Source organism: Mycobacterium sp. E740, assembly GCF_001672895.1.
Taxonomy (GTDB): domain Bacteria; phylum Actinomycetota; class Actinomycetes; order Mycobacteriales; family Mycobacteriaceae; genus Mycobacterium.
Genome location: NZ_LZKP01000037.1, coordinates 26,105 through 50,604 on the forward strand (window position 1 = coordinate 26,105; position 24,500 = coordinate 50,604).

Consider the following 24,500-nt stretch of genomic DNA (forward strand, 5'->3'; position numbering starts at 1 on the left):
TTCGGCACTTCGATCTACACCCGAGCGGGTTTCGGCGCGGCGAGTTCTGCGAGCGCGGACATGAACAACTCGTCCATCTGAGGGCTCAAGTCGGACAGGGTCGGGGCGCTGGCATAGCTGGCCGAGCCGAAGACTCGTTCGAGCACATCGTCTTCGGTGCAAGCGCCGATGGACAGACAAAGGCAGGCAACCCCGTCGACGCGTAGCTCTTCGAGGGCCTTGTGCGCGTCGGCTTCGGCGTATCGACCTTCGTAGCCCTCGTCGTACGGGAAGCCGTCCGACAGCACGAGCAGCAGCCGATTCGGCGTGCCGGCCTGGTTCTTCAGAACTTCGCCGGCGCCGCGAATTCCGGCGCCGAGACGGGTGTAGCTCGCAGGCTCGAGCTGGTTCAGCCTGGCCCTCCCGACGGCGCTGAAGCTCTGGTCGAACGTTTTGATCGCCGGCAGATGCACAGCGTGGCGGCCCTGCGACCGAAACGCATAGACGGCAACGCGGTCACCGAGCTCTTCGAGGGTGACTGCCAGAGTGGCTGCCGCGCGGCGCTGGTGGTCGTGCACCGTCAGGCCGTCCGAATCGGCGTCGACGGCGGAGCCGGAGGCGTCGATCAGGATGAGCACGCCGAGATTGCGGGCGAGTTTGCGGCGCTCCAGGTAGACGTGCTCGGGTGCAGAGTAGCCGGATTGCAGGTCGACGAACAGGTCGATGAGCGCCTCGACGTCGAGGTCATCGCCGTCGGCACGACCGCGCAGCACCTTGGGGCCGAGCCCGACCCGAGCCAGTCGGCGACGCAACACGTCGTCGCGCGCGACACCGGCATCGGAGACGTCGGCGGCGACCGTCAGCGGAAAGTCGATGACACGGCACCAGTCCGGTTTGTAGCGGTCGTTGAAGACGTCCCACTCCGGATACAGTGCGCCGCCCACGCCCACCGCAGCGCCAGGCTTTCCGTCATCGGTGAACTGGATTCGGGTGGGCAGTGGCCGGGCCTTGGCTCCGGCCTCGTGGACCCGCCGCACGGAGCGCAGTGTCATCCCGGCGCCCGCGGCGCCCTCTCCGTCTGAACGCTTGCCGCCGAACATCTTCCGGAAGTAGTCCGACACCGACTGATTGTTGAAGAGCGGACTCTCGAACAGCTTGAGAATCTTGCTCTCACCGGACTTTCCACCGTCGTCGTCCTCGTCTTCGTCGTCGTCCTCGGACTCGGGCATGTCGATCGGGTCGAACTGCAATTTGAGGTCTTTGTTCGTCGCCTGTCCGCCGGGCCCGGCGGTAGACCCCAGCAATCGGGAGGGCTTGATGACGCCGAACCACTCCGGTGGGTCGGCGACTTCGGCTCGGCCCTTGGCCACCTCGAGCGACTCGTCGGCGCTCGAAGTGCTGGGTTGGCCGTCAGGGAGAAGCGTGACGTCGATGGAAATCTCCCGGGCGAGATCGGCGAGAACGCGGTGACCTTCCAGTGCCAGGTAGCGGCGCGCCGTCGTCGCCCGCGCGCGCAATCTCTTCACCAACCGCGGGTCAAGGCTGCCCGCGCCGAGAAGTGCTGCCTGAACCAGTATTTCGCGGCGTTGGCCGTCGACGGACCCGCCGGCCGAGACGAAGATGAACTGTCCGTTTGTGTGGGCGGGCTGACCGGCCGGCGCCTCGGCGATATCGACGGACTTGCCTGCGATGTAGGTGGCGAGGAACCGGAACCGGTCCGGGTTGTTATCGGAAGCGTCGGTCACGTCTGGGGCAGAACGGTGTTCACGAGTTCGTCGAGGGCACGGATGACATCGTGATCGTCGGAGAGCACCTCGACGACGGCCGCGTGGACCGCACTGCGGAGGTTCAGCCCTTCGGCCGCAAGGCCGCCGGCAAGAATCAACATGCGGGTGGAGGACACTTCGCGCAGTGGTGAGCCGTCCAGGTTCCGGATCGCGTAGGCGAGCTTGACCAGCGACCGTGCCGTCTCGATGTCGATCCCGGCTTCGTAGGCCACCACCTCGGTCTCGACCTCCGGGGACGGGTACCCGAGTTCGATGGCGATGAAGCGCTGGCGGGTCGACTCCTTGAGGTTCTTCAGGACGCTCTGGTATCCGGGGTTGTAGGAAATCACCAACTGGAATCCGGGCGCCGCCTGCAACGTCGTGCCGAGCCGGTCGACGGGCAGCTCACGGCGGTGATCGGCGAGCGGATGGATGACCACGGTGGTGTCCTGGCGCGCCTCGACCACCTCGTCCAGATAGAAGATGGCGCCCTCACGCACCGCGCGGGTCAACGGCCCGTCCACCCAGACCGTCTCACCGCCCTTCAGGAGGAAGCGGCCCACCAGGTCTGCCGACGTCATGTCCTCGTGGCCGGCCACGGTGATCAGCTCCCGGCCCAGCTGGTGGGCCATCGCCTCCACGAATCGTGTTTTGCCGCAACCGGTTGGGCCTTTCAACAGTACTGGCAGGCCGCGGCGGGCCGCCGCGCGGAAGACCTCCACCTCGTCGCCGACTGCGCGGTAGAACGGCGCGTTCGAAACGGGCGTCACGACCGCAGAAGTACTGTTCAACATCTACTTTCCTCGCTCTAGCGGAACGTTCTCGGGAAGCTCGACCCCCTGGGGGAGGACAAGCTGACCGTCGTGGTTGATGTAGCCGGAATTCGTCAGCGGCATCGGTAGCGCGGGGTCCGGGCACGGCCTGTCGGTGTCTTCACCGCAGATGCCCATCAGGAAGTACGAGCGCTTGAGGATGTCCTGCGGCCACGGATCCTGGTGCATGGCGAAGAACTGAGCGGGAATGTTGTAGAAGACGAAGAAGAAGGCGCTGCACGCGGCGAAGATCGCAAGGAACCGGGTGAGCTGCTGTCTGACGGAACCGCCTCGGACCCGGTCGAGTCCACGCTCGACGAAGGTCCGGCCCCGATCGTCGGTGAAGTAACGCAAGCAGCAGAGGCCGGCCTGGACGCCTCCCCACATAAGGCCTTCATAGAGCGGCCACTGGTAGTAAGTTCCGGCATTGACCGACAGAGCCTGAATGGCGCCGGGGTAGGTGAACAGCCCCATCGGCATGAGGAACAGGCCCTCGATGACGAAATCGAAGAAGAAGGTCCAGGCGATCACCACGCCGATAAGGCCGACCGTGTTGATGTTGGGGAACCGCTTCTTGGCCAAGCGCATGACCGCGCAGCCGAGCATGGTGCACAGCAGCACGAAGAAATAGCCGGGAGCGTTCATCAGGACGGGTTCGGCCATCATGGCGCCCGGTTCCCCGAACGAGACCCAACCTGGAATGTCCTGGACCCACGAGCCCATGTTCCACATCCAGGTGTTGTAGGTGCTCCACGTGTTGAAGAAGTTCAGCAGCGGATCCTGGAACCACAGCAGGCCGCAGGACACGAAGAGCATGCCGTCGAGGGTGATTCGCCGTTCCCGACGCCACGGCCGAATGAGGAACCACCATATTGCGATGGGCATGCCGATCATGATCACGCCGGTCCAGGTGAACAGGATCGCCTTCATGAACGTCGGCGGGTCGGTCGGTCCTGGGGGGACGCGCTCGAAGTTGGGCCCGGTAACCCATTTGCCCCATACGAACAACTGGAAGGCGAGAATGAGACCGCCCACCGTCGCCCAGATTCTCACCGCGGGAATCTTCGATTGAGGCTGCGTGCCCAGCGACGCCTCATTCAGCGATTCGGTGACCACCGGCTTGTTCTTCTGCGAAAGATCGCTCACGACACCGTCTCCTCTGCATTCGTCGACTACATGGGCGCCAGAGCCCTCGAAGTGACCAAGACTCCGAAAATATACCAGTGAGTATCTTAGTGACCAAGGGGTAAAAACCTGTGGCAAGATTGTCCCATGGTTGAGCCTTGGACCCGCGAACGACGGCTCGAGCGCACGCGCTCGCTGCTGCTGAATGCCGCCGAGCATGTTTTCGCTGAAAAAGGGTTCGGCCCAGCGACTCTCGACGACATCGCCAAGGCGGCCGGCTACTCGAAAGGCGCGATCTACAAGTACTTCGCCACCAAGGAGGACCTCTTCTTGGCGGCGAGCGACCGGTACTGGCGTCGGTATTTCGACAACTTCACCGAGGTGATGTCGTCGTCCGACCACATCGGGGCGCGCGAGCTCGAGAACATCGCCAACCGCTGGCGCCAGCTCAGTCGTGATCGCGGCGCCGAGCATGCGGCACTGGGTCTCGAGTTCAACCTCTACCTGCTACGCAACCCGGACGCGCGAGAACGCGTGGCCGCCAAGCGATCAGAGGTCGTCGATCAACTCGCGAAGTACATCGTCGAGGGCATCGACAGCCTGGGTGCAACACTGCTGATCCCGGCGTCGACGTTCGCCCACATAATCATCGCCACGACCGACGCCGTCGAGTTGGGCAGCCACCTCGACGATGTCGACCTCTATCAGCCGACCGTCGAGATGTACGTGTCGGCCGTCAAGATGCCCTGACGGGTCAGTCCCCCCGTTCGAAGGGCACGGTCCTGGGAACCTCAGCTCCTTCCGGCAGTACGAGTTCACCGTCGGTGTTGATGTGGCCGGACCATCTGCTCGGCAATGGAAGGCTGGGGTCTGGGCAGGGGATATCAGTTCCGTCGCCGCAGATGCCCCCGTTGAAATATGAACGCTTCAGGTGGTCGGCGGGCCAGGGATCGGCGTGCAGGGCGAACCATTGCACGGGGATGTTGTAGAGCACGAAGAAGCATGCGCTCACGGCTGCGAAGATCGCGAGGAATCGGACGAACTGTGCTCTGACGAATCCGCCACGGACGCGGTCCAGGCCGCGTTCGACGATTGTGCGTCCGTGGTCGTCGGTGAAGAAGCGCAGACAACACAGGGCCGTCTGGACGCCGCCCCACATGAACCCTTCGTATATGGGCCATTGGTAATAAGTACCGGCGTTGAACGACACCTCCCTGATGGCACCCGGATACGTGTAGAGGCCGACCGGCAGCAGGACGAGGGCCTCCATCACGAAGTCGAAGACGAACGCGATCCCATAGGTCACCAGGATCAGGCGCAGGTTCGTGATATTGGGCCAGCGCGACTTGATCCTGCGCATGACCCAGCATCCGACGATCGTGATCAGCAAGACCCCGTATGCGTATCCCACCGTGTTCGTCAGCAGCGGTTCGGGCACCATGCGGCCCGGTTCGTCGGGTGAAAACCACCCTGGGATATGCGGTGTCCAGGCGCCACGGTTGAACAGCCAGCTGTTGTAGGTGCACCAGGTGTTGAAATAGTTCAGGAACGGGTCTTGGAAGAACATCAGACCCATCGACAGAAGGAGCATGCCGTCCAACGTGATTCGCCGCTCACGGCGCCATGGCCTGATGAAGAACCACCAGATGGCGAAGGGCAGGCCCACCCAGAGAACGACCGCGTTCGCGATCAGCGGGATCTTCATGTACATCGGCACGGGGGTCGGGCCGGCCGGCACTTGCTCGAAGTACGGCCCGGTGATCCATTTGGCCCATACGTACAACTGCAGCAGCAGGATCGCGCCGCCGAACGTCGCCCAGATCTGAACCGGCTTGCCCTTGGGTTGAACTTGAGCGCCCAGTTCGGCGGCTCCGCCAAGTGACTCGATCACTGCAGCTTGTTTGTTCGGCCGATCGCTCACAACGCCTCCTGATACGCCGCGCGGCTATGCGGCACACGAGCAAGATACCAGCCGGTATCTCACTGTCCAGCAAGATTCTCAGATTCTGTGGCACACTTTTTTGATGGTGGAGCGCTGGACGCGGGAGCGACGTCTCGAACACACCCGCTCGTTGCTACTCGACGCCGCGGAGGACGTATTCGCCGAAAAGGGTTTTGCGCCCGCCACTCTCGACGACATCGCCCAGACGGCGGGCTACACGAAGGGCGCCATCTACAAGCATTTCGCCACCAAGGAGGACCTCTTCCTGGCGGTGAGCGACCGGTACTGGCGGCGTTACTTCGACAACTTCGCAGACGTGATGGCGTCGTCCGAACAGCTCGGTTCGAGTGAACTCGACGAAATCGCCGCGCGGTGGCGCCAACTCAGCCGCGACCGAGGCGCGGAGCATGCGGCGCTGGGCCACGAGTTCAGCCTCTACCTGGTGCGCAACCCGGAGGTCCGCGACCGGGTCGCCGAAAAGCGGTCGGAGGTCGTCGAGGCGCTGGCCAAGTTCATCGTCGAGGGCATCGACAGACTCGGCGCGACCTTGCTGATCGCGCCGTTGACCTTCGCTCAGGTGCTGGTCGCCACCAGCGACTCGGTCGTTTTGGGCAGTGAACTCGACGACGTCGACCTCTACCGGCCGGTGATCGAGATGTACATCTCGGCGATCAAGCTTCCCGGAGCGTCCCGGCCCGCCGGGTCAGATAGTCGACCTGCAGGAAGATCGCGTAGAGCACCAGGAACGGCAGCACCATGAACGGCACGTTCTCGCCGATGAACTTGAACCAGAAGCCGAATGCGCCCTGCCCGATGTGCTCGAAGCCGGACCGCACCTCGGTCATGTAGTAGACGCCGGTGCTGCTGATCAGCATCGCTGTTCCCGCGAAAGCTAGCCACAGGCAACGAATCCGCGACTCCACGGTCAATCCCGGCTTGATCAGTCGCGTCCACACAGCGAACAACATGACGCCGACGACGACGCCGACGAACTCGAGGCCGAAGATCCAGTTGTTGGCGTTGGTGTAGCGGGAGTCGGCCAGCCCGTACTGCCACCACAGCCACTTCCAACCGGGGTCCTCGGTCGGCGTCCACAGCCCGAATGGGTGGCCGAGCAGGAAGACGAGTTCGTAGCCGATCTGGCTGGCCGCGGTGTACGGCAGGTACACCAGCACGAGCTCTGCGGCCTTTTCGAGCCGGGTGCGGGGCGCCCCCTTGCCCTCCCACAACAGCACGAATGGCAGGAGGATGACCGGCACCCCGAACAGCAGGTTCGCGATGACATCTGCCGTGAACGTCGGCTTGATCAGCCCGACGCCGACTCCGATCGTCATGCCCACGAAGACGACGCCCGTGATGGCGGTGACTGCGAAGTAGATCTTCACCCGATGTGGCGCCCACGGCTGCGCCAGATTCGGTTCCTTCTCGAGGGTGGTCGTCATAACCTAGGCTCCCTTTCCCACCGCCGCTGCGGCCGGATTCTGGCTCGCCGCAACGGAGATCGATTTGGTGTCGGTGAAGCCGTCGATGCCCTCGCGGCCGAGTTCCCGCCCGTACCCGCTGCCCTTCACGCCGCCGAAGGGGGCGAACGGGTCCATCGTGTAGCCCTGGTTGATCCCGAAGGTGCCGGTGCGGATGCGCGCCGCGACGTCGAGTCCGCGCTGACGGCCCCCGGTGAACACCGACCCGGCGAGGCCGTAGTCGGAGTCGTTCGCGATCGCGACGGCCTCGTCCTCGTCGTGATAGGAAATGACGGTCAGCACCGGGCCGAAGATCTCCTCGCGGGCGATACGCATCGAGTTGCTGGCGTCGGCGAACAGCGTGGGACGTACGTACCAGCCCTTGTCGACGCCGTCGGGCATCTCGGTGCCACCGGTGACCAGCCGCGCACCCTCGGCCCGGCCCGCCTCGATGTATCCCCGCACCCGGTCCTGCTGGCGGCGCGCGACCAGCGGACCGACCTGGGTTGCGGCGTCCGCCGGGTCGCCGACGACCAGTGAGGTCATCTCGGCGGCCAGCGCGTCGATGAATACGTCGGCTCGGGCGGCCGGCACCAGGATGCGGGTCAGCGCGTTGCAGATCTGCCCGCTGTTGCTCAGGCCGGCCGACCGCACGCCCACGGCGACGGCCTCGGGGTCTGCGTCGTCGAGCGCGATCGCGGCGGACTTACCGCCGAGTTCCAGGCTGACCCGTTTGAGGTCGACCGCGCATGCCGCTGCGACCGCCTTGCCCGCCGCGGTCGAGCCGGTGAACGAAACCTTGTCCACGCCAGGATGTTTGACGAGGTACTCGCCGAGAGCTCCGTCACCCGGCAGTACGCTCACCACCCCGGGCGGTAGGTCTGTCTCAGCGATCATCTCGGCGAGCAGCACTGCATCGAGCGGGGATTCGGGTGCCGGCTTGATCACCACGCTGCAGCCCGCCAGCAGGGCGGGGATCAGCTTGGTGACGATCAGGAACTGCGGCATGTTCCACGGCACGATCGCCGCGACGACGCCGACCGGTTCACGGCGGATGTGGACATCGGGCCCGTACATTCCGGGGCGGGCTTCCGACCACGGATACGACTCGGCCAGATCGCAGAACGCGGTCATCATCATCGCCGGCAAGCCGACCTGCGCGCGCTGCGCGAAGCTGATCGGAGCGCCGATCTCGGATGTGATGGTCGCGGCCATCTCAGAACGGCGTTCGCTGTAGCGCGTGGCCAGTCCGCGCACCGCGGCGATCCGCTCGGAGGGGGCTAGCCGCGGCCAGGGTCCGTGGTCGAACGCCTCACGCGCGGCGGCCACGGCGGCGTCGACGTCCAGGGGGCCGGCGGCGGCGACGCGGCCCACCGGTTCCTCGGTGTGTGGAGAGATGACCTCGATGTGCTCTCTGGTGGTCGGTTGCGACCACCTGCCACCGATGAACAGCTCATCCGGACGCACCTGTTCGAGTCCTTTCGCGATCCTGCACAGCAGAGTATCAACTACTTGTGATTGCCTGTCGCAGCATATATCGTCGGTTCATCAGGCTCCCGCCGAATGCCGAAAAGCAATGACAGGAGAAGCCGATGGCTCGCTTTCCCAAACCTGCGGAAGGCAGTTGGACAGAGCACTACCCGCAGCTGGGAACTGAGCCGGTCTCCTACGAGGACTCGATCAGCCCCGAGTTCTACGAGATCGAACGTCAAGCCGTCTTCAAGCGGGCCTGGCTCAATGTCGGTCGCGCCGAACAGGTTCCACGCAAAGGCAGCTATTTCACCAAAGAGCTCAAGGTGGCGAACACGTCCATCATCGTGGTGCGCACGACCTCGGGCGAGATCAAGGCGTATCACAACATCTGCCGCCATCGCGGCAACAAGCTCGTCTGGAACGACATGCCGCTGGAGGAAACCAGCGGTGTGTGCAGGCAGTTCACCTGCAAGTACCACGCATGGCGCTACGACCTCGACGGCAACCTGACTTTCGTCCAGCAGGAGGGCGAGTTCTTCGACCTCGACAAGAGCCGCTACGGCCTCGTGCCTGTCCACTGCGAGGTGTGGGAGGGCTTCATCTTCGTCAACTTCGCCAAGGAACCAGAGCAGTCGCTTCGCGAATTTCTCGGTCCGATGATCACCGATCTCGAGGGTTATCCGTTCGACAAGATGACCTCGCGGTTCTATTACCGGTCCGAGGTGAAGGCGAACTGGAAGCTGTACATGGATGCGTTCCAGGAGTTCTACCACGCACCGGTACTGCACGCGAACCAGTCACCCACCGCGTATTCGAAAGCCGCCGCCGAGGCCGGCTTCGAGGCGCCGCACTATCGCATCGAGGGGCCGCACCGGCTCGTCAGCACGTCGGGCGTCCGGGCTTGGGAGATGGCCGACGAGATGCGCAAACCTATCGAGGACATCTGCCAGAGCGGATTGTTCGGGCCGTGGGACAAACCGGATCTGGGGGAGATGCCCGCCGGACTCAACCCCGCGAAATGCGATCCGTGGGGGCTGGATTCGTTCCAGTTGTTCCCCAACTTCGTGATCCTGTTCTGGGGACAGGGCTGGTACCTGACCTACCACTACTGGCCCACGTCGCACAACACCCATATCTTCGAGGGGACGGTCTACTTCCCGCAGGCAAGAACTCCGCGCGAGCGCATCGCCCAGGAACTCGCTGCGGTGTCGTTCAAGGAATACGGGCTGCAGGACGCGAATACGCTGGAGGCCACGCAGAGCATGGTCGAGTCGCGGGTCATCGACGAGTTCCTGCTCTGCGATCAGGAGGTGTTGATTCGCCACCTGCACAAGGAGACCGCGGCGTGGGTGGAGGACTTCCAGCGCAAGACGGCGGGGGTGTGACATGACGACAACTGAGACGCCGGCGAAGTTGCCGCCCGAATTCTCTGATCTGGAGCAGTTTTCCGATTGGTGCCTGCCGACCGAGGCCGAGCGGTACGCCAAGCGGTTGGCCAGCACCATGCACGAGTTGCAGGCGTTCTACGACGCGCTCACCGCGCGCGCGGAGGAAGCAATTGCGTACTGCGACAAGTTCTCACTGGACGATCTGCCGGAGGACGTGCTCAACCTGATGCATCTGCTCTACTCCATGATCCAAGCGTCGTTCCCGGTCGAGTGCTGGAAGCAACCGAAGGTGCCGGATTCGGGCGCCACGACGCTGGACTGCGTGTCAGAACCCGTCCCGTGACCGGCCGAACAGTTCTGCGGGCCGCGCGGTGGGCGGACGTCGACACCGGCGAGGTACGCGCACCGGGCGTCGTAGTGGTCGAGGGCAACCGCATCACAGCGGTGAATCCGCCTGAGCTGCCATCGAATTCGACGATCGTCGAGCTGGGTGATGTCACGCTGCTGCCGGGCCTGATGGACATGGAGCTCAACCTGCTCATCGGCGGGCCGGGCGGTCCCGAGGGATTGCCCAGCCCGATGCACGGCGTACAGGACGATCCGGCGTATCGCACCCTGCGCGGCGCGGTGAACGCCCGCACCACTCTCGAGGCCGGTTTCACCACGGTGCGCAACCTCGGCCTGATGGTCAAGACCGGCGGCTACCTGCTCGACGTCGCTCTCATGCGCGCAATCGACCAGGGGTGGCACGTCGGTCCGCGCATCTATCCGGCCGGTCACGCCGTGACGCCCTACGGCGGTCACCTCGATCCGACCGTTTTCCAACGACTGGCGCCGGGGATCATGCCGCTGTCGGTGGCCGAGGGCATCGCCAACGGCGTCGACGACGTCCGCGCCTGCGTGCGCTATCAGGTACGGCACGGCGCCAAGCTGATCAAAGTCTCGGCTTCTGGCGGCGTGATGTCGCACAGCACCGCGCCCGGCGCACAGCAGTACTCCGACGACGAGTTCGCCGCGATCGCCGACGAGGCGCATCGCGCGGGGGTGCGCGTCGCGGCTCATGCGGTGGGGGACAGCGCAGTTCGCGCCTGTATAAAGGCCGGCATCGACTGCATCGAGCACGGTTTCCTCGCCAGCGACGAAACCATCCAGCTCATGGCCGACACCGGGACGTTCCTCGTCTCGACCACCTACTTGACCCAGGCCATGGCGATCGACCGGATCGCACCGGAGCTGCGCAAGAAGGCCGAAGTGGTGTTCCCCCAGGCGCAGGCGATGCTGCCCAAGGCCATCGCTGCGGGAGTGCGCATCGCCTGCGGCACTGACGCGCCCGCCATCCCGCACGGACAGAACGCAAAGGAACTCTGCGCGCTGGTCGAGCGTGGCATGACGCCGATGCAGGCGATCCGCGCAGCGACGGTCACCAGCGCCGAGTTGATCGAAGCCGACGACGAATTGGGGCTTCTCGCACCGGGTTACCTCGCCGACATCATCGCCGTACCCGGCGATCCCTCCCACGACATCGCGACCACGCTCGACGTCCGGTTCGTGATGAAAGACGGCCAGATCTACAAGCATGACGGCGGCGACGGCTGTGGCTAGGGAGACGAACCAAGAGCTGGGTATGGAGCTCGGCGACAACATCCTGTGGCATCTCAAGCAGGCGTGGTACTTCTCGCTCACAGCGGTCAACGACGCGGTCAGTCAACACGGCGTCAGCACCGCCCAGATCGGTGTGCTTCGCCAACTCACCAACGAGCCAGGGCTCTCGGGCGCTGAGCTCGCGCGTCGGCTGCTGATCACGCCCCAGGGTGTGCAGCTCGCGATCAAGGCGCTCGAGCAGCGCGGGTTCGTCGAGCGCAAAGCGGATCCACAGCACGCGCGGATCTTGAAGGCGTACCTCACCGAGGAGGGGCGCAAGGTCGCCACCGCGGTCGTCAGCGACGCGATCGCCGCGCACGAGGCGGTGTTCGGCGTGCTCACGCCGGAAGAGCAGCAGACGTTGCGCGATCTGTTGGCGCGCGTGGTCGAGAAGGGCACCGGCCACACGCTGGTCGACGACCACATCGGCGAATAGCGGTTCAGCTGTTGCCGAAGCCGATCTGGCTACGGATCGGCGGCAGGCGCGGTGGATACCGTTCAGCCCCGCCAGTCACAGCTATCGACATATTTCGTACTCCGTCTCGCACATTCTCTGACAGACGTCGATCGATGTGATCTGACGGGCTGGTGATGCGCCACAAACGCGATCAAGCTACTGCTTGATACCAATCACAAGTACTTGATACTCTCAACACGATGTCGGAACAAGCCGTCGAATTCGCGCCACTGCGCATCAAGCGGGTGGTGCGCGAAACCGGTGACGCGGTGTCGCTCGTGCTCGACGTGCCTGCCGATTGCTCGCAGCGGTTCCAGTACCAGGCCGGCCAGTTTCTGACCCTGCGGGTGAAGGTCGCCGGAGACGACCACCGCCGCTGCTACTCGATGTCGTCGTCACCCCACAATGGCGAAGAGTTGCAGATCACGGTCAAGCGTGACCCCGGAGGAGTTGTCTCCAACTATCTGAACGACACCGCATCCGCCGGCGACGAGATTCACGCCGCGCCGCCGGAGGGCCGCTTCGTCCTGGGGGAGTCCGAGCGCGACATAGTGGCCTTCGCGGGTGGCAGCGGTATCACCCCTATCTTCTCGCTGATCGGCTCCGCGTTGGTCAGCACGAACCGGCGCGTCAAGCTGTTCTACGCCAACAGAAGCCGTGGCTCGGTGATCTTCGGTGAATCGTTGAGCGCCCTCGCCGAGCGCAATTCCGATCGACTGTCTGTGGTCCAGCACTTCGACGAGGAGTCCGGGGTGGTCGAGCGCGCCGCCGTCCAGGCGTTCGTCGATTCCGGTCGCGACATCGACTATTACATCTGCGGACCGGGACCGTTCATGGACACCGTGGAAGCGACGCTGTTCGAGGCAGGCGTTCCGCGTGACCGGTTGCACCTCGAGCGGTTTGAGGTTGCGCCGGCGCCCGCAGATGCCGTCGAAGCCACCGAACAGACCGAGGAAGTGATCATCGAACTGGACCGCAAGACTGTCACCGCTGCCTACCGGGCGGGCAACACGTTGCTGCAGACGGCCCGCATCGCGGGGTTGCGGGCGCCGTCGTCCTGCGAAACCGGTTCGTGTGGAACGTGTATGGCGCGGATCGAATCGGGCAGCGCGCGGATGCTGAACAACGATGCGCTCGATGACGACGAGGTGGCCGAGGGTTGGGTGCTGACGTGCCAGTCCCTGCCGACCAGTCGGACAGTCCACGTGGTCTACGAGTAGGGGTGCTGAAGATGAGGCGGAATCGATGACTCGGGTCGCGGTGGTGACGGGCGGCGCGTCGGGAATGGGGGAGGCGACCTGCCACGAACTCGGCAGGCGGGGGCACAGGGTCGCGGTGCTCGACCTCAACGGCGATGCGGCGCAACGGGTCGCGGAAGACCTGCGCGCTCAAGGCGTCCCGGCGCTCGGCGTCGCTGCCGATGTCAGCGACCGCCAGGCGGTAGAGGAGGCGTTCGCCAAGGTGCGCACCGAGCTGGGGCCGGTGCACATCCTGGTCACCAGCGCTGGCGCGGTGGATTTCGCGCCGTTCACCGAGATCACCGTGCAGGCCTGGCAACGGCTGGTCGATGTGAACCTCACCGGTACGTTTCACTGCTGCCAGGTGGCGGTGCCCGACATGCTCGAAGCGGGCTGGGGCCGCATCGTGATGATCTCGTCGTCGAGCGCTCAGCGCGGTTCACCTGGAATGGCGCACTACGCCGCGTCGAAGGGTGCGCTGCTGTCGCTGACCCGATCGCTCGCGCGCGAGTACGGCCCGACGGGGATCACCGTCAACAACATCCCGCCGTCGGCGATCGAGACGCCGATGCAGCACGCTGGGCAGGCCGCCGGGCATCTGCCCTCGAACGAGCAGATGGCCGCAAGCGTTCCGCTCGGTCATCTCGGCACTGGCGACGACATCGCCGCAGCGGTCGGTTTTCTGTGCTCGGAGGAGGCCGGTTTCATCACGGGGCAGACTCTGGGCGTCAACGGTGGGTCGGTGATGTGATGGCGGGCAACGTATTCCCGCGAGGAGGAGGTTCGCATGGCCAAGTGGCCTAAGCCGGTGGAAGGCAGCTGGACTGAACACTATCCGGAACTCGGCACCGGACCGATCTCGTTCCGCGACTCCACGTCGCCGGAGTTCTACGAGCTCGAACGGGAAGCGGTCTTCAAGCGGGCGTGGCTCAACGTCGCCCGGGTCGAGGAGCTACCGCGGGTCGGCAGCTACCTCACCAAGGAGATCGATGCCGTCAGGACATCGGTGATCGTCGTGCGGGGCAAGGATCAGCAGATCCGTGCCTTCTACAACATCTGCCGCCACCGTGGAAACAAGTTGGTGTGGAACGACTTTCCCAACGAGGAGGTCAAGGGTACCTGCAGACAGTTCACGTGCAAGTATCACGGGTGGCGCTACGACCTCAAGGGCGATCTCACGTTCGTCCAGCAAGAGGGCGAGTTCTTCGGCCTCGACAGCGCCCGCTACGGGCTCAAGCCGGTGCACTGCGACGTCTGGAACGGCTTCATCTTCATCAACTTCGATCCCGAGCCGCAGTGGAGCCTGCGGGAATTCCTCGGCCCGATGATCACCGCGCTCGACGACTACCCGTTCGAAATGATGACCGAGCGTTACGAATTCGAAGCACACAACAACAGCAACTGGAAGATCTTCGCCGACGCGTTCCAGGAGTACTACCACGTTCCGTCGCTGCACTCGCAGCAGGTCCCCAGCGAGGTGCGTCAGCCGAACGCAACCTTCGAATGCGCGCACTTCCAGATCGACGGGCCGCACCGCTTGGTGTCCACGGCGGGCACCCGGCGCTGGCTGCTGGCGCCGGAGTACATGTATCCGGTCGAAAGGGTCACGCGCAGTGGGCTGGTCGGACCGTGGCGTACCCCGGAGACGCATCAGTCCGCCGGCCTGAACCCAGGCGGCATCGAACCGTGGGGCATCACCAACTTCCAGATCTTCCCGAACCTGGAGATCCTCATCTACCACGGCTGGTACCTGCTGTACCGGTACTGGCCGACGTCGCACAACACCCATAAGTTCGAGGCCTACAACGCATTTCACCCAGCACGCACCGTGCGCGAGCGTGTCGAGCACGAGGTTGCCTCGGTGGTGCTGAAGGAGTTCGCGCTGCAGGATGCCGGCATGCTCGGCGGCACGCAGGCCGCCTTGGAGTACGACGTCATCGACGACTACCCGCTCAGCGACCAGGAGATCCTCGTCCGCCACCTGCACCACGAGGCCGTCAAATGGGTGAAGGAGTACCAGGCCGAGCGCAGCACGGTTGGGGTTTGAGCATGCCAGACACTCGCCTGCCCAGCGCCTTTGCCCAATTCGAACAGTTCGCCGAGAAATGGTGTCTGGCAACCGAACCCGAGCGGTGGGAAGCGCGGTTGACCACTCCGATGCCGGAAATACGGGAGTTCTACGATGCGTTCTCGCCCCGCTTCGAAGAAGCGATCGACTACTGCGACAAGTTCCCGCTCGACGACGTGCCCGACGACGCGCTGAACCTGTTGCATCTCGTCTACTCGATGATCATGGTCTCGATGGCCGTCGAGATCTTCGGCACGCAGAAGCCCATCGACTCCGCCGACGCCGAAATGCACCGCGTCAGCGCGCCGGTGCCATGATGACCGATAAGGATGCGACGACCATGACTGTGCTCACGATGAACAAGCTCACCGCATCGGTCGGCGCGGAGGTGACCGGCCTGGATTCGGACGTCTTGGCCAACGATGACGCGATCGGCACAGCCGTCCTCGAGGCGCTGAAGGACAACGGCGTGCTCGTCTTCCCCGGAGTCGGCCTCACACCCGAGGCGCAGGTGGCGTTCTGTCGGCGACTCGGCGACATCGACCACTCGTCCGACGGACACCATCCGGTTGCCGGCATCTATCCGGTGACGCTGGACAAGTCGAAGAATTCCTCGGCGGCCTATCTGCGGGCCACGTTCGACTGGCACATCGACGGCTGCACACCGACAAACGGCGAGTGCCCGCAGAGGGCGACTGTGCTTTCAGCCAAACAAGTGGCCGAAAGCGGTGGCGAGACGGAGTTCGCGAACTCGTATGCGGCTTACGAGGCTTTCAGTGACGAGGAGAAGGAGCGTTTCGGCGGGTTGCGGGTGGTGCATTCGCTCGAGGCGTCGCAGCGCCGGGTGACGCCCGATCCGTCGCCGGAACTGGTGGCCAGGTGGCGCTCGCGGCCCACGCACGAGCATCCATTGGTGTGGACGCATCGCAGCGGTCGCAAATCGCTGGTGTTGGGCGCCTCGGCGGACCATGTGGTCGGCATGGACCCCGAGGAGGGCCGGGCGCTGCTCGCCGACCTGCTCGACCGCGCCACCCAGCCGCATTTGGTGTACAGCCATCGCTGGTCCGTCGGAGACACGGTCATCTGGGACAACAACGGCGTCCTGCACCGGGCCGCGCCATACGACCCCGACTCGCCCCGGCTAATGCTGCGCACGACCGTGCTCGGAGACGAGCCGATCCAGTAACTGCTGAGCGCTCGCACAGCACTGCTCGTTGACGGCGGCAGTGCCATATGGAAACCTGATACCCCGATATGAGAATCACGTTCTCGCTTGCCGAGATCGCTGAAACGGAGGGCCAATGACGGAGGACCTCACCTCGGTCGACTTCTTCCGGGACGGCCGTCTGACCGACGACCCGTACCGGTTCTACGCGGCACTACGCGACAAGTGCCCGGTAAGCCGTGAGGACCACTACGGCGTGACGATGGTGACCGGCTGGCAGGAGGCCGTCGACGTCTACAACGACGCCGAGACGTTCTCGTCGTGCATCTCGGTCACGGGCCCGTTCCCCGGGTTCCCGGTCCCGCTCGAAGGGCGGCAGGACGAGGACCTGACCGATCTGATCGTCGAGCACCGCGACGAGATCCCGTTCAGCGACCAGTTGCCGACGCTGGACCCGCCGACGCACACCAATCACCGCGCCCTGTTGATGCGGTTGATCACGCCCAAGCGCCTCAAGGAGAACGAGGACGCGATGTGGCAGTTGGCCGATGACATCCTCGACGAGTTCCTGGCGCCCGGCGAGGGCGAATTCATCAAGGGGTTCGCCGGTCCGTTCACCTTGCGCGTCATCGCCGATCTCCTCGGTGTGCCGGACGAGGACCGCCCCGAGTTGCTCGAGCGACTGGCGCGGGGCACCCATGGCGGTGGGCTCGGCAACGCCGAGAAGACGCTCACGAAGACGCCGCTGGAGTACCTCTACGAAGTGTTCGCCGAGTACGTCGAGGACCGCCGTCGTCAGCCGCGCGACGACGTGCTCACCGGCTTGGCGACGGCGACCTTCCCGGACGGCACGCTGCCCGAGGTGGGTGACGTGGTGCGGGTGGCCACCAATGTGTTCTCCGCGGGTCAGGAGACCACGGTGCGGCTGCTGTCGACCGCGCTGAAGGTGATGGGTGACCGCCCTGACATTCAGCGCAGGCTGCGCGACGATCGCAGCCTGCTGCCGAACTTCATCGAGGAGTGCCTGCGAATCGAGAGCCCCGTGAAGGGCGACTTCCGGCTGTCGCGGGTGCCGACGACGGTGGGTGAAGAGCCCTTGGGCGCGGGCTGCACCGTGATGGTCATCAACGGGGCAGCCAACCGCGACCCGCGCCGCTTCGAGGATCCCGACACGTTCGATCCGGAGCGTAAGAACGCCCGTCAACATCTGGCGTTCGGTCGCGGCATCCACAGCTGTCCGGGTGCGCCCCTGGCCCGCGCCGAAACGCGCGTCGGGCTGGAGCGACTGCTGGATCGCACTACCGACATCAGGATCAGCGAGAAACATCACGGGCCGGCGGATGACCGTCGCTACCAATACATTCCGACGTACATCCTGCGCGGGCTGACCGAGCTGCACCTGGAGTTCGATGTCGTTGCCGGTGATGGCCGATGAAGGTGACCGTCGACGAAGACCGCTGCGCCGGACATGGAATGTGTCTGACGCTGTGCCCGGAAGTCTTCGAGATGACCGACGACGGTTGGGCGGTCGCAGCTCCGGGCGCCGTGCCTGCCGGTCTCGAGGATGCCGCACGTGACGCCATCCAGAACTGTCCCGAACAAGCGATTTCCGAAATCGACTGAACACAAAGGAGTTCGAGTGCCCAAGGCGTACATCCTCATCACCGAGGACGTGAAGGATCCGGCCGGCATGGCCGAGTACGGCAAACTGGCCAGCCAGGCGATGGCCGGGTCGACTCTGTTGTCGTTCGACCAGAAGCCGGAGGTGCTCGAGGGCGACTGGCACGGCACCCAGACCGTGTTGCTGGAGTTCGAGTCGGCCGAAGCTGCTCGCGAGTGGTACAACTCCGACGCCTACCAGGAAGCCGCGAAGCTGCGGCAGGCCGCCGCCGACTGCAACGGCGTCATCCTGCACGGGCTGGGCTGATACTCGTCTACTCGTCACTGAAACCGACGTATTGGCGGAAAAGCACTTGTGAAAGCCGCCGAAACGTCGGTCTCGACGCAGTGGTGATCCGCTGGATCAGTGGGGGACCAGCGGGCCGGTGGGCTGCGTCGTCGTGGCGTGCACGAGCAGTTCGGCGAGCTCGCGCGGCCGGCTGAGGAACGGCGAATGCGAGGTGTCGATGGTCAACTGCTCGACACCGAGTCTGCGAGTCACGGTGTCGGCCAGCCAGCGCGGCATCGAGCGATCCTGCAGGCACCGGATGAAGCTGCGGGGGAGTTCGGCGGCCCAGAATGCGGGCACGGACACCGGCGTGACCGTGGTGTCGCCGAACCGCTCCGGCCCGAGGCGCTCGAACGCCCAGCGCGCGGTCGTCTCGTCGCAGTCGTGGTAGAAGTACCGCCACGCGCCGTCGAAGTCGGCGAACCACATCGCCCCGTCGTCGTCGAACTTCAAGTAGCTCAACATCTCTCCGACGTCGGCGTCGAACTCGCCGTCTTCTGAGTCACGCATGGCCATCGCTTCGGGGTACGTGCGGCCTTCGCGCGGCAGCGCCGCAGCCAGGTAGATGATGTGGCCGACCAGGTCCGGCCGCTCGTCTGCGGCCAGTGTGGCGTCGAACCCGCCGCCGGAGTGGCCGACGAGGACGTCGCCGGCGTGCATCACCGACACGATCGCCTCACGGCGGTTCGCCAATGTCGAGTCCTCGTCGACGCGCGCACCGTGGCCGGGTAAGTCGACGGCCACCGCCTCGTGGCCCATCCGCTGCAACTCCGCGATTGTGCGCTCCCAGCACCACGCGGCATGAAAACCGCCGTGCACGAACACGAACCGCATCAGCGCAGCACTCGCACCGGCACCTGCGACCAGCCCGCGACGTTCTGCGCGGCCACCCGGCGACAGTCGTCGAAGATCACTTCGTAGCGGGGCATGAAGTCCAGCAGCATCTCCAGCGCGATCGCACTCTCCATGCGGGCCAGCGCGGCACCCAGACAACTGTGCACGCCGTATCCGAACCCGAGATTCTGCGCCTCGGTGCGATCGCGGTCGATGTCGAAGGTGTCCGCATCGGCGAACGCCTCGGGATCCCGGTTGGCCGAACCCGCAAGCAGGAACACCGGTTTGCCGGCCGGGATCGTCACCCCGTGCAGCTGCACCTCGCGCATCGAGCGACGGACGTTGTACTGGTTGGGCGCCTCGTAGCGCAGCAACTCTTCGACGGCGGCCGGAACCTTCCTGCGGTCGTCGAGGAGCTTCTGCCACTGCTCGGGATTACGCGCGAACGTCACCGCGGCGTTGCCGATGAGCTTGGTGACGGTCTCCGCGCCCGCGCCGCCGAGAAGTGTGGCGAACCCGGCGATCTCGAAGTCGTCGAGCTGCTGCTTCTCCCCGTCCTCGCGCTCGACCTCGGCGGCGATGAGGCGGCTGAACATGTCGTCCTTCGGCTCGGCGCGCCGCTCCTGAATCAGGTTGAAGTACAGGCCCATCGACTCCGCGACGGCCTGCATGCCCTTCTCCGACATCTCGATCTGGCCGGGCTCACGCTGCAGGGAAAGTTCGACCCACTCACGTACCTGCTGGCGGTATTCCTCTGGCACACCGAGCATCTGGGTGATCACTTCGACGGGGAAGAGTGCGGAGAAGTCCTGCACCACGTCGAAGCGGCCGGGGTCCACCTTCGACAGGTGACGTTCGATCGTGTGGGTGACCATGGGCTTGAGGGCCTGGATCGCGCGCGGCGTGAACACCTTGTTGACCAGGCTGCGCATCTGCCGGTGTTCAGGGGGGTCCATGACGATGATCATCTTCGCGACGATCGGTTCGTCCGACCGCACGGTGGCGAGGTCCAGGCCGTAGGCCGACGAATACGTCTCGAAGTCCTTGTACGCGGCGGCCACGTCCTCGTGCCGGGAAAGCGCGTAGAAGTCGTACTCCTCGCTGTGGTAGACGGGAGCTTCCGCGCGCAACCGACGGTAGATTTCCCAGGGGCCGTTGAAGAACTCCTCGGAGAACGGGTCGAAGACGAGGTTCGTCGTCGTCATGCGTCTTCGATCGAGATCGCCTGGCGCGGGCACTGGCGCACCGCTTCTCTCACCTGCTGTTCGTTTTCCGGCGTCACTTCTTCCTGGAGCACATGCAGGTAGTCCTGGTCGTCGAGATCGAACACCTCGGGGATGATGCCCATGCACACCCCGTTGCTCTCGCAGAGCCCGAAGTCGACGACGATCTTCTGAGTCATGCGCGATCCCGCTCCGCTTCTCGCTGGCTCACTTCAGCACCCGCACCGGCACATGGTGGTATCCCGCGACGTTCTGCATGTGCACTCGTTCCAGACCGTCGAAGTCGAGCTGGTAGCGCGGCATGAAGTCGAGCAGGTGCTCGAGCGCGATCGTGGTCTCCAGGCGCGCGAGCGCCGCGCCCAGGCAGCTGTGAATGCCGTAGCCCAGCCCCAGGTTCTGGGCCTCGGTCTTGTCCCGGGTGATGTCGAAGGTCTCGCCGTCGGTGAAGGCTCGCGGGTCGCGGTTCGCGGCCGCTTTCATCAGGAACACCGGCTTGTGCGCCGGAATCGTGCCGCTGGGCACCTCGGCCTCTCTGAGGGTGTAACGCACGTTGTACTGCACCGGCCCTACATAGCGCAGCAATTCTTCGACGGCGGCAGGCACCAGGCTGCGGTCGTCGAGCAGCATCTGCCACTGCTCCGGATGCCGCGCGAACTCGACCACGGCACTGCCGACCAACTTCGTTACGGTCTCGGCACCGGCACCGCCCAGTAGCGCAACGAAGCCCGTGATCTCGATGTCGTCGAGCTTGCGCAGTTCGCCGTTCTCGCCAGGTATCTCAGCGGCGATCAGCCGGCTGATCATGTCGTCCTGCGGGTCGGCCCGACGCTCCTGCACCAGACCGTAGTAGTAGACGCCCGCGTCCATGTTGGCCTGCATGTTCTCTTCGGACAGTTCGACCTGGCCCGGTTTGACTTCCAGGCCCTTGTCGATCCAGTGCCGCACCTGCTGCCGGTAGTCCTCGGGCACCCCGGCCATCCGGGTGATCACCTCGACGGGAAACGGGCCGGAGAAATCCTGCACCACATCGAAGTTGTCGGGATCGACTTTCGACAGGTAGTGCTCGACGAGTTCGACGACGGTCTCGCGCTGCGACTGGATCGCTCGAGGGGTGAACGCCTTGTTCAGCAGGCTGCGCATGAAGCGGTGCTCCGGGGGATCCATGAAGATGATCGACTTCTGGAAGCCCTCGCCGGACTTGATCATGGACAGGTGGCAGCCTCGGGTGGACGAGAACGACTCGTGGTCCTTGAGCGCCGCCGCCACGTCGGCATGCCGGGTGAGCGCGTAGAAGTCATCCTGCTCGTCGTAGTAGATCGGAGTCTCGTCGCGCATGCGCCGGTAGATCTCGTATGGATCGTCGAAGTACTCCTGCGAGTACGGGTCGAACTCCAACTTCGGCTTGGTCATGATCTCCTCTTTCGCGGCGGGCTGACGACCGCTTCCGTTACGCGAGGCTGCAATTGTGTAACGCCAATAGTATCCCTCACGGGAAGGGTTTGAGTAGGGAGAATCGCTGTCTTCATGGCCGGATTCCGGCGTCGATGACGTCGTCGAGCAGCCCCAGATCGCTGCCGAGTTCCGCGGCGATCCGTCGCACCACCGCGACGTCCTTGCCGATGAACTCCCCGACGTCGGCGACGAACCCGTGCACTGACCCGCGGCGTGCGATGAACTCGCCGACGCGGCTCGCGCCGCTTCCGTGGGTGATCGAATCCAACAGTCTGTTCTCGTCCACCTCGAGGGAGGCGCCCAAGGACACTGCTTCGGCGAGCAAACCGATCTGCGCGGCGAACAGGGCGTTGTTGATCAGCTTGACGACCTGCCCCCCACCCAGCGGGCCGACGTGCAGGATCGGGTCGCCGTACGCGGCGACGACCGGGCGGATACGCCCTACCGCCTCGTCTGAGCCGCCGACGAACAGTGTCACCTCGCCGGCGGCGATATCGTGTGGGCCGCCGCTGACCGGTGCGTCGACGACGCCGATATGCGAAAACTCGGCCGCGATGGCGCGCGCCGTCGCCGGGCTTCCGGTGGTGTGGATGACGAGCGAGGCGCCCGGGCGCATCGCCGCCGCCAGCGCGTCTCGAAAGCAGATCTGATGGACCTGTTCGTCGGTGAACACGCACACGATCACCACGTCGGCAGCGGCGACGTCGGTCAGCGTGGCGACCGGGCGAGCGCCGAGATCGCTTACGGCGGCGCGTTTTTCGTCGGTCCGGCCGAGGGCGGCGACGTCGTGACCGGATTCGACGAGTCGACGGACCATCGGAGCGCCCATTCGCCCCGCTCCGACGAACCCGACGCCGGTCACCGCGGATGGTCCATCGACTCCAGTGCGGTGTCGGCCACGGTGAACACCGAGCCCTCGGGAGCCGAGGCGGTGGCGGCGATGCTGGCGGCGTGCCGAACGTCCTTCTGCAGCAACGCCCCGGCGATGGGAGCGAGGCCCTCCACGGTCCCGCCGAACATCGCGATGCTGCCCAGCGCCTTACTGGTGGCTGATCCGCCGTTGAGCACCTCGGCGAGGCGAACCCGTGGGATGCCCAGCGACTCGCCGAGATCCAGAGTGCTCAGTGCGCTGCCGAGGTTCGCGGTGAACAGCAGATTGTTGAGGATCTTGGTCACCTGTCCGCTGCCCAGGGGGCCGAGGTGGACGATCGGGTCGGCATAGCTGGCGAACACCGGGCGGCAGCGTTCGACGACGTCCTCCTCGCCGCCGACCATGACCAGCAGCTTGCCCTCCTCGACAGCGGGGGCGCCGCCGCTGACCGGCGCGTCGATCACCGAAACCCCTTGTTTCGCAGCGAGTTCGGCGAGTTCCCGGCACGTGTCGGGGTGCACGGTGCTGTGTATCGCGACGACGCCGCCGGAGGCCAATCCGGCGAGCACCCCGTTCGCACCGTTGAGGACTTCGCGCACGTCGTCGTCGCCCACTACACAGATGCACACCAGATCGCTTGCGGCGGCCATCTCGGCCGGCGTGGCCGCTGTCTTCGCTGGTGTGTCCCGGTACGGTTCCAGGCTGGCCTCGCGGCGAGCCCACAGTGTCGTCTCGAACCCGCTCTCGGCGATCCGGCGTGCCATGGGGCCGCCCTGGCTGCCCAACCCGATGAATCCGACCCGCATCAACCCGCCTCCAACTCAGCTTCGGCACTCTTGTGCGCAACGACACATTCTTCGACGAACGAAAGAACCTTGAGGTGGTAGGCCGCAGCGCTGACCGACAGCGAAATGTTGTGTCCGGCATCGCGTTGTTCGTCGAGCACGAACCGCGGTGCGGCGCTGAAGATCGCGGAGATACCGGCCGACGCGTCGGCGTCAGTCAGCCACACCCGTTCGTGCTCGGCGACGCTGAACAGCACCGGAACCGTCACCTGCGCGGCGAGCGCCGGAAAGTCCTGCCGCGGCCACGTCTTGGTCATCTCCGCTTCGTACGGTGCGCCGCCCGAGGAGTTGGTCATCCCGGAGAGCACGTCGGCTGGATACAGGCGCGCGGGCTCCCACAACAGTTCGCGTAACCCGACCGGACGCTGGGTGGCCGTCGCGGTCTTCATCATCTCGGCCGCCTGCTCTGAATACCGCAGGCCGGTTCCTGCCAGCCCGAGGCCGACAACCGCTGCGGCTGCCGGGCTTTCACTTGCGGCCATTCGCACCGCCAGTTCGCACCCGGCCGAGTGGCCCAGCAGGAACAGTCCGCCGCCGCGCGAGCCATCGCCGAGGATCTTGTCGATGGCGCCGTATGCCAGTGAGACGCGTTGGCCTGGTTGCTGCATCGCATCCGGATACGGCGCCGAACTGCCGTAGCCCGGCCGGTCCAGTGCCACGACGGTGAACCCGAGGGCGGCGCCGGCGCGCAGCAGGGAAAACCGCGGATGGCCGGGGCAGTCGAAATACGCTGCGGTGCTGGCTCCGCCGTGAAACGCGACGACGACGGCCCGCGGCTCGTCGACCGCCGCGACCAGTCCGGACATCGGTACG

Annotated in this window: 26 protein-coding genes and 1 pseudogene; 14 read left to right on the forward strand and 13 right to left on the reverse strand. The window is 65.0% G+C overall.

The genetic code is table 11. The annotated features are described in order from the left end of the window. Window positions 1-14 precede the first annotated feature (14 nt). Genes A5663_RS03685 through A5663_RS03695 form a run of 3 tightly spaced genes read right to left on the reverse strand, consistent with a single transcriptional unit; the run spans window position 15 to window position 3,703 of the window. Complete coding sequence (locus A5663_RS03685) at window positions 15-1,724, reverse strand: nitric oxide reductase activation protein NorD (protein WP_068143989.1); 1,710 nt, start codon at window positions 1,722-1,724, stop codon at window positions 15-17. Continuing rightward, a complete protein-coding gene (locus A5663_RS03690; protein WP_068143991.1) occupies window positions 1,721-2,539 on the reverse strand; it encodes a CbbQ/NirQ/NorQ/GpvN family protein in 819 nt (272 codons plus the stop codon). Before A5663_RS03690 ends, A5663_RS03685 begins: the two co-directional genes overlap by 4 nt. Next, window positions 2,540-3,703: a spirocyclase AveC family protein gene (locus A5663_RS03695; protein WP_068143993.1), complete on the reverse strand. Its 1,164-nt coding sequence runs from the start codon at window positions 3,701-3,703 to the stop codon at window positions 2,540-2,542. A gap of 126 nt (window positions 3,704-3,829) precedes the next feature. Between A5663_RS03695 and A5663_RS03700 the strand changes: the two genes are divergently transcribed. After that, window positions 3,830-4,432, forward strand: a complete 603-nt coding sequence (locus A5663_RS03700; protein ID WP_068143995.1) for a TetR/AcrR family transcriptional regulator — start codon at window positions 3,830-3,832, stop codon at window positions 4,430-4,432. A gap of 4 nt (window positions 4,433-4,436) precedes the next feature. Here the strand turns inward: A5663_RS03700 and A5663_RS03705 are convergent, their stop codons facing one another. Further along, a complete protein-coding gene (locus A5663_RS03705; protein WP_231976668.1) occupies window positions 4,437-5,570 on the reverse strand; it encodes a spirocyclase AveC family protein in 1,134 nt (377 codons plus the stop codon). 136 nt (window positions 5,571-5,706) lie between these two features. Between A5663_RS03705 and A5663_RS03710 the strand changes: the two are divergent. Further along, window positions 5,707-6,306 (forward strand): annotated as a pseudogene (locus tag A5663_RS03710) (TetR/AcrR family transcriptional regulator); the annotation flags it as partial. Here A5663_RS03710 and A5663_RS03715 read toward each other — a convergent pair. Both A5663_RS03715 and A5663_RS03720 read right to left on the reverse strand, forming a co-directional pair. Further along, the gene (locus tag A5663_RS03715; protein WP_068144004.1) at window positions 6,296-7,066 is read right to left on the reverse strand and encodes an emopamil-binding protein; all 771 of its coding nucleotides are present in this window, start codon (window positions 7,064-7,066) and stop codon (window positions 6,296-6,298) included. The pseudogene A5663_RS03710 and the gene A5663_RS03715 overlap by 11 nt on opposite strands. A 3-nt stretch (window positions 7,067-7,069) precedes the next feature. Then, window positions 7,070-8,551, reverse strand: a complete 1,482-nt coding sequence (locus A5663_RS03720) for an aldehyde dehydrogenase (protein ID WP_068144007.1) — start codon at window positions 8,549-8,551, stop codon at window positions 7,070-7,072. Window positions 8,552-8,676: 125 nt separating this feature from the next. Here A5663_RS03720 and A5663_RS03725 point away from each other — a divergent pair, with 125 nt between their 5' ends. The 12 genes from A5663_RS03725 to A5663_RS03780 all read left to right on the forward strand — a co-directional run bounded on the left by A5663_RS03725 (window position 8,677) and on the right by A5663_RS03780 (window position 18,441). After that, on the forward strand, window positions 8,677-9,942 hold the full coding sequence (locus A5663_RS03725; protein ID WP_068144009.1) for an aromatic ring-hydroxylating dioxygenase subunit alpha: 1,266 nt from the start codon (window positions 8,677-8,679) through the stop codon (window positions 9,940-9,942). Between the two features lies 1 nt (window position 9,943). Beyond that, the gene (locus A5663_RS03730) at window positions 9,944-10,288 is read left to right on the forward strand and encodes a hypothetical protein (protein WP_068144010.1); all 345 of its coding nucleotides are present in this window, start codon (window positions 9,944-9,946) and stop codon (window positions 10,286-10,288) included. Beyond that, entirely contained in the window at window positions 10,285-11,547 is a 1,263-nt protein-coding gene (locus tag A5663_RS03735) for an amidohydrolase family protein (RefSeq protein ID WP_068144012.1), read from the forward strand. Before A5663_RS03730 ends, A5663_RS03735 begins: the two co-directional genes overlap by 4 nt. Window positions 11,548-11,569: 22 nt before the next feature. Beyond that, window positions 11,570-12,022: a MarR family winged helix-turn-helix transcriptional regulator gene (locus tag A5663_RS03740; RefSeq protein WP_068144018.1), complete on the forward strand. Its 453-nt coding sequence runs from the start codon at window positions 11,570-11,572 to the stop codon at window positions 12,020-12,022. A gap of 221 nt (window positions 12,023-12,243) precedes the next feature. Beyond that, window positions 12,244-13,263, forward strand: a complete 1,020-nt coding sequence (locus A5663_RS03745; RefSeq protein WP_068144020.1) for a ferredoxin--NADP reductase — start codon at window positions 12,244-12,246, stop codon at window positions 13,261-13,263. Between the two features lie 25 nt (window positions 13,264-13,288). Further along, window positions 13,289-14,032 (forward strand): SDR family NAD(P)-dependent oxidoreductase, encoded by a 744-nt coding sequence (locus A5663_RS03750; protein WP_068144022.1) that lies wholly within the window; start codon window positions 13,289-13,291, stop codon window positions 14,030-14,032. A gap of 36 nt (window positions 14,033-14,068) precedes the next feature. Continuing rightward, a complete protein-coding gene (locus A5663_RS03755; RefSeq protein ID WP_068144025.1) occupies window positions 14,069-15,328 on the forward strand; it encodes an aromatic ring-hydroxylating dioxygenase subunit alpha in 1,260 nt (419 codons plus the stop codon). Between the two features lie 2 nt (window positions 15,329-15,330). Then, a complete protein-coding gene (locus A5663_RS03760) occupies window positions 15,331-15,666 on the forward strand; it encodes a hypothetical protein (protein WP_068144027.1) in 336 nt (111 codons plus the stop codon). 23 nt (window positions 15,667-15,689) lie between these two features. Further along, window positions 15,690-16,535, forward strand: coding sequence for a TauD/TfdA family dioxygenase (locus A5663_RS03765; protein WP_068144104.1), 846 nt, complete (start codon window positions 15,690-15,692; stop codon window positions 16,533-16,535). Between the two features lie 115 nt (window positions 16,536-16,650). Next, a complete protein-coding gene (locus A5663_RS03770) occupies window positions 16,651-17,949 on the forward strand; it encodes a cytochrome P450 (RefSeq protein WP_068144029.1) in 1,299 nt (432 codons plus the stop codon). After that, window positions 17,946-18,137 carry a ferredoxin gene (locus A5663_RS03775; RefSeq protein WP_068144031.1) on the forward strand — a complete coding sequence of 64 codons (192 nt, stop codon included), beginning with the start codon at window positions 17,946-17,948 and terminating at the stop codon, window positions 18,135-18,137. Before A5663_RS03770 ends, A5663_RS03775 begins: the two co-directional genes overlap by 4 nt. Window positions 18,138-18,153: 16 nt before the next feature. Beyond that, window positions 18,154-18,441, forward strand: coding sequence for a DUF1330 domain-containing protein (locus tag A5663_RS03780; RefSeq protein WP_068144035.1), 288 nt, complete (start codon window positions 18,154-18,156; stop codon window positions 18,439-18,441). A gap of 96 nt (window positions 18,442-18,537) precedes the next feature. Here A5663_RS03780 and A5663_RS03785 read toward each other — a convergent pair whose 3' ends face one another. The 7 genes from A5663_RS03785 to A5663_RS03815 form a co-directional block, all read right to left on the reverse strand. Continuing rightward, complete coding sequence (locus A5663_RS03785; RefSeq protein WP_068144039.1) at window positions 18,538-19,296, reverse strand: alpha/beta fold hydrolase; 759 nt, start codon at window positions 19,294-19,296, stop codon at window positions 18,538-18,540. Next, complete coding sequence (locus A5663_RS03790; protein WP_068144040.1) at window positions 19,296-20,501, reverse strand: cytochrome P450; 1,206 nt, start codon at window positions 20,499-20,501, stop codon at window positions 19,296-19,298. The genes A5663_RS03785 and A5663_RS03790 overlap by 1 nt, the downstream gene beginning before the upstream one ends. After that, the gene (locus A5663_RS03795) at window positions 20,498-20,698 is read right to left on the reverse strand and encodes a ferredoxin (protein ID WP_067218878.1); all 201 of its coding nucleotides are present in this window, start codon (window positions 20,696-20,698) and stop codon (window positions 20,498-20,500) included. Before A5663_RS03795 ends, A5663_RS03790 begins: the two co-directional genes overlap by 4 nt. A 28-nt stretch (window positions 20,699-20,726) precedes the next feature. Beyond that, window positions 20,727-21,929 carry a cytochrome P450 gene (locus A5663_RS03800; RefSeq protein ID WP_068144041.1) on the reverse strand — a complete coding sequence of 401 codons (1,203 nt, stop codon included), beginning with the start codon at window positions 21,927-21,929 and terminating at the stop codon, window positions 20,727-20,729. Window positions 21,930-22,041: 112 nt separating this feature from the next. Continuing rightward, entirely contained in the window at window positions 22,042-22,833 is a 792-nt protein-coding gene (locus tag A5663_RS03805; protein ID WP_068144043.1) for an NAD(P)-dependent oxidoreductase, read from the reverse strand. Further along, window positions 22,830-23,648, reverse strand: a complete 819-nt coding sequence (locus A5663_RS03810) for an NAD(P)-dependent oxidoreductase (RefSeq protein WP_068144045.1) — start codon at window positions 23,646-23,648, stop codon at window positions 22,830-22,832. The genes A5663_RS03805 and A5663_RS03810 overlap by 4 nt, the downstream gene beginning before the upstream one ends. Further along, window positions 23,648-24,493: an alpha/beta hydrolase gene (locus tag A5663_RS03815; protein WP_068144107.1), complete on the reverse strand. Its 846-nt coding sequence runs from the start codon at window positions 24,491-24,493 to the stop codon at window positions 23,648-23,650. Before A5663_RS03815 ends, A5663_RS03810 begins: the two co-directional genes overlap by 1 nt. Window positions 24,494-24,500: the final 7 nt, after the last annotated feature.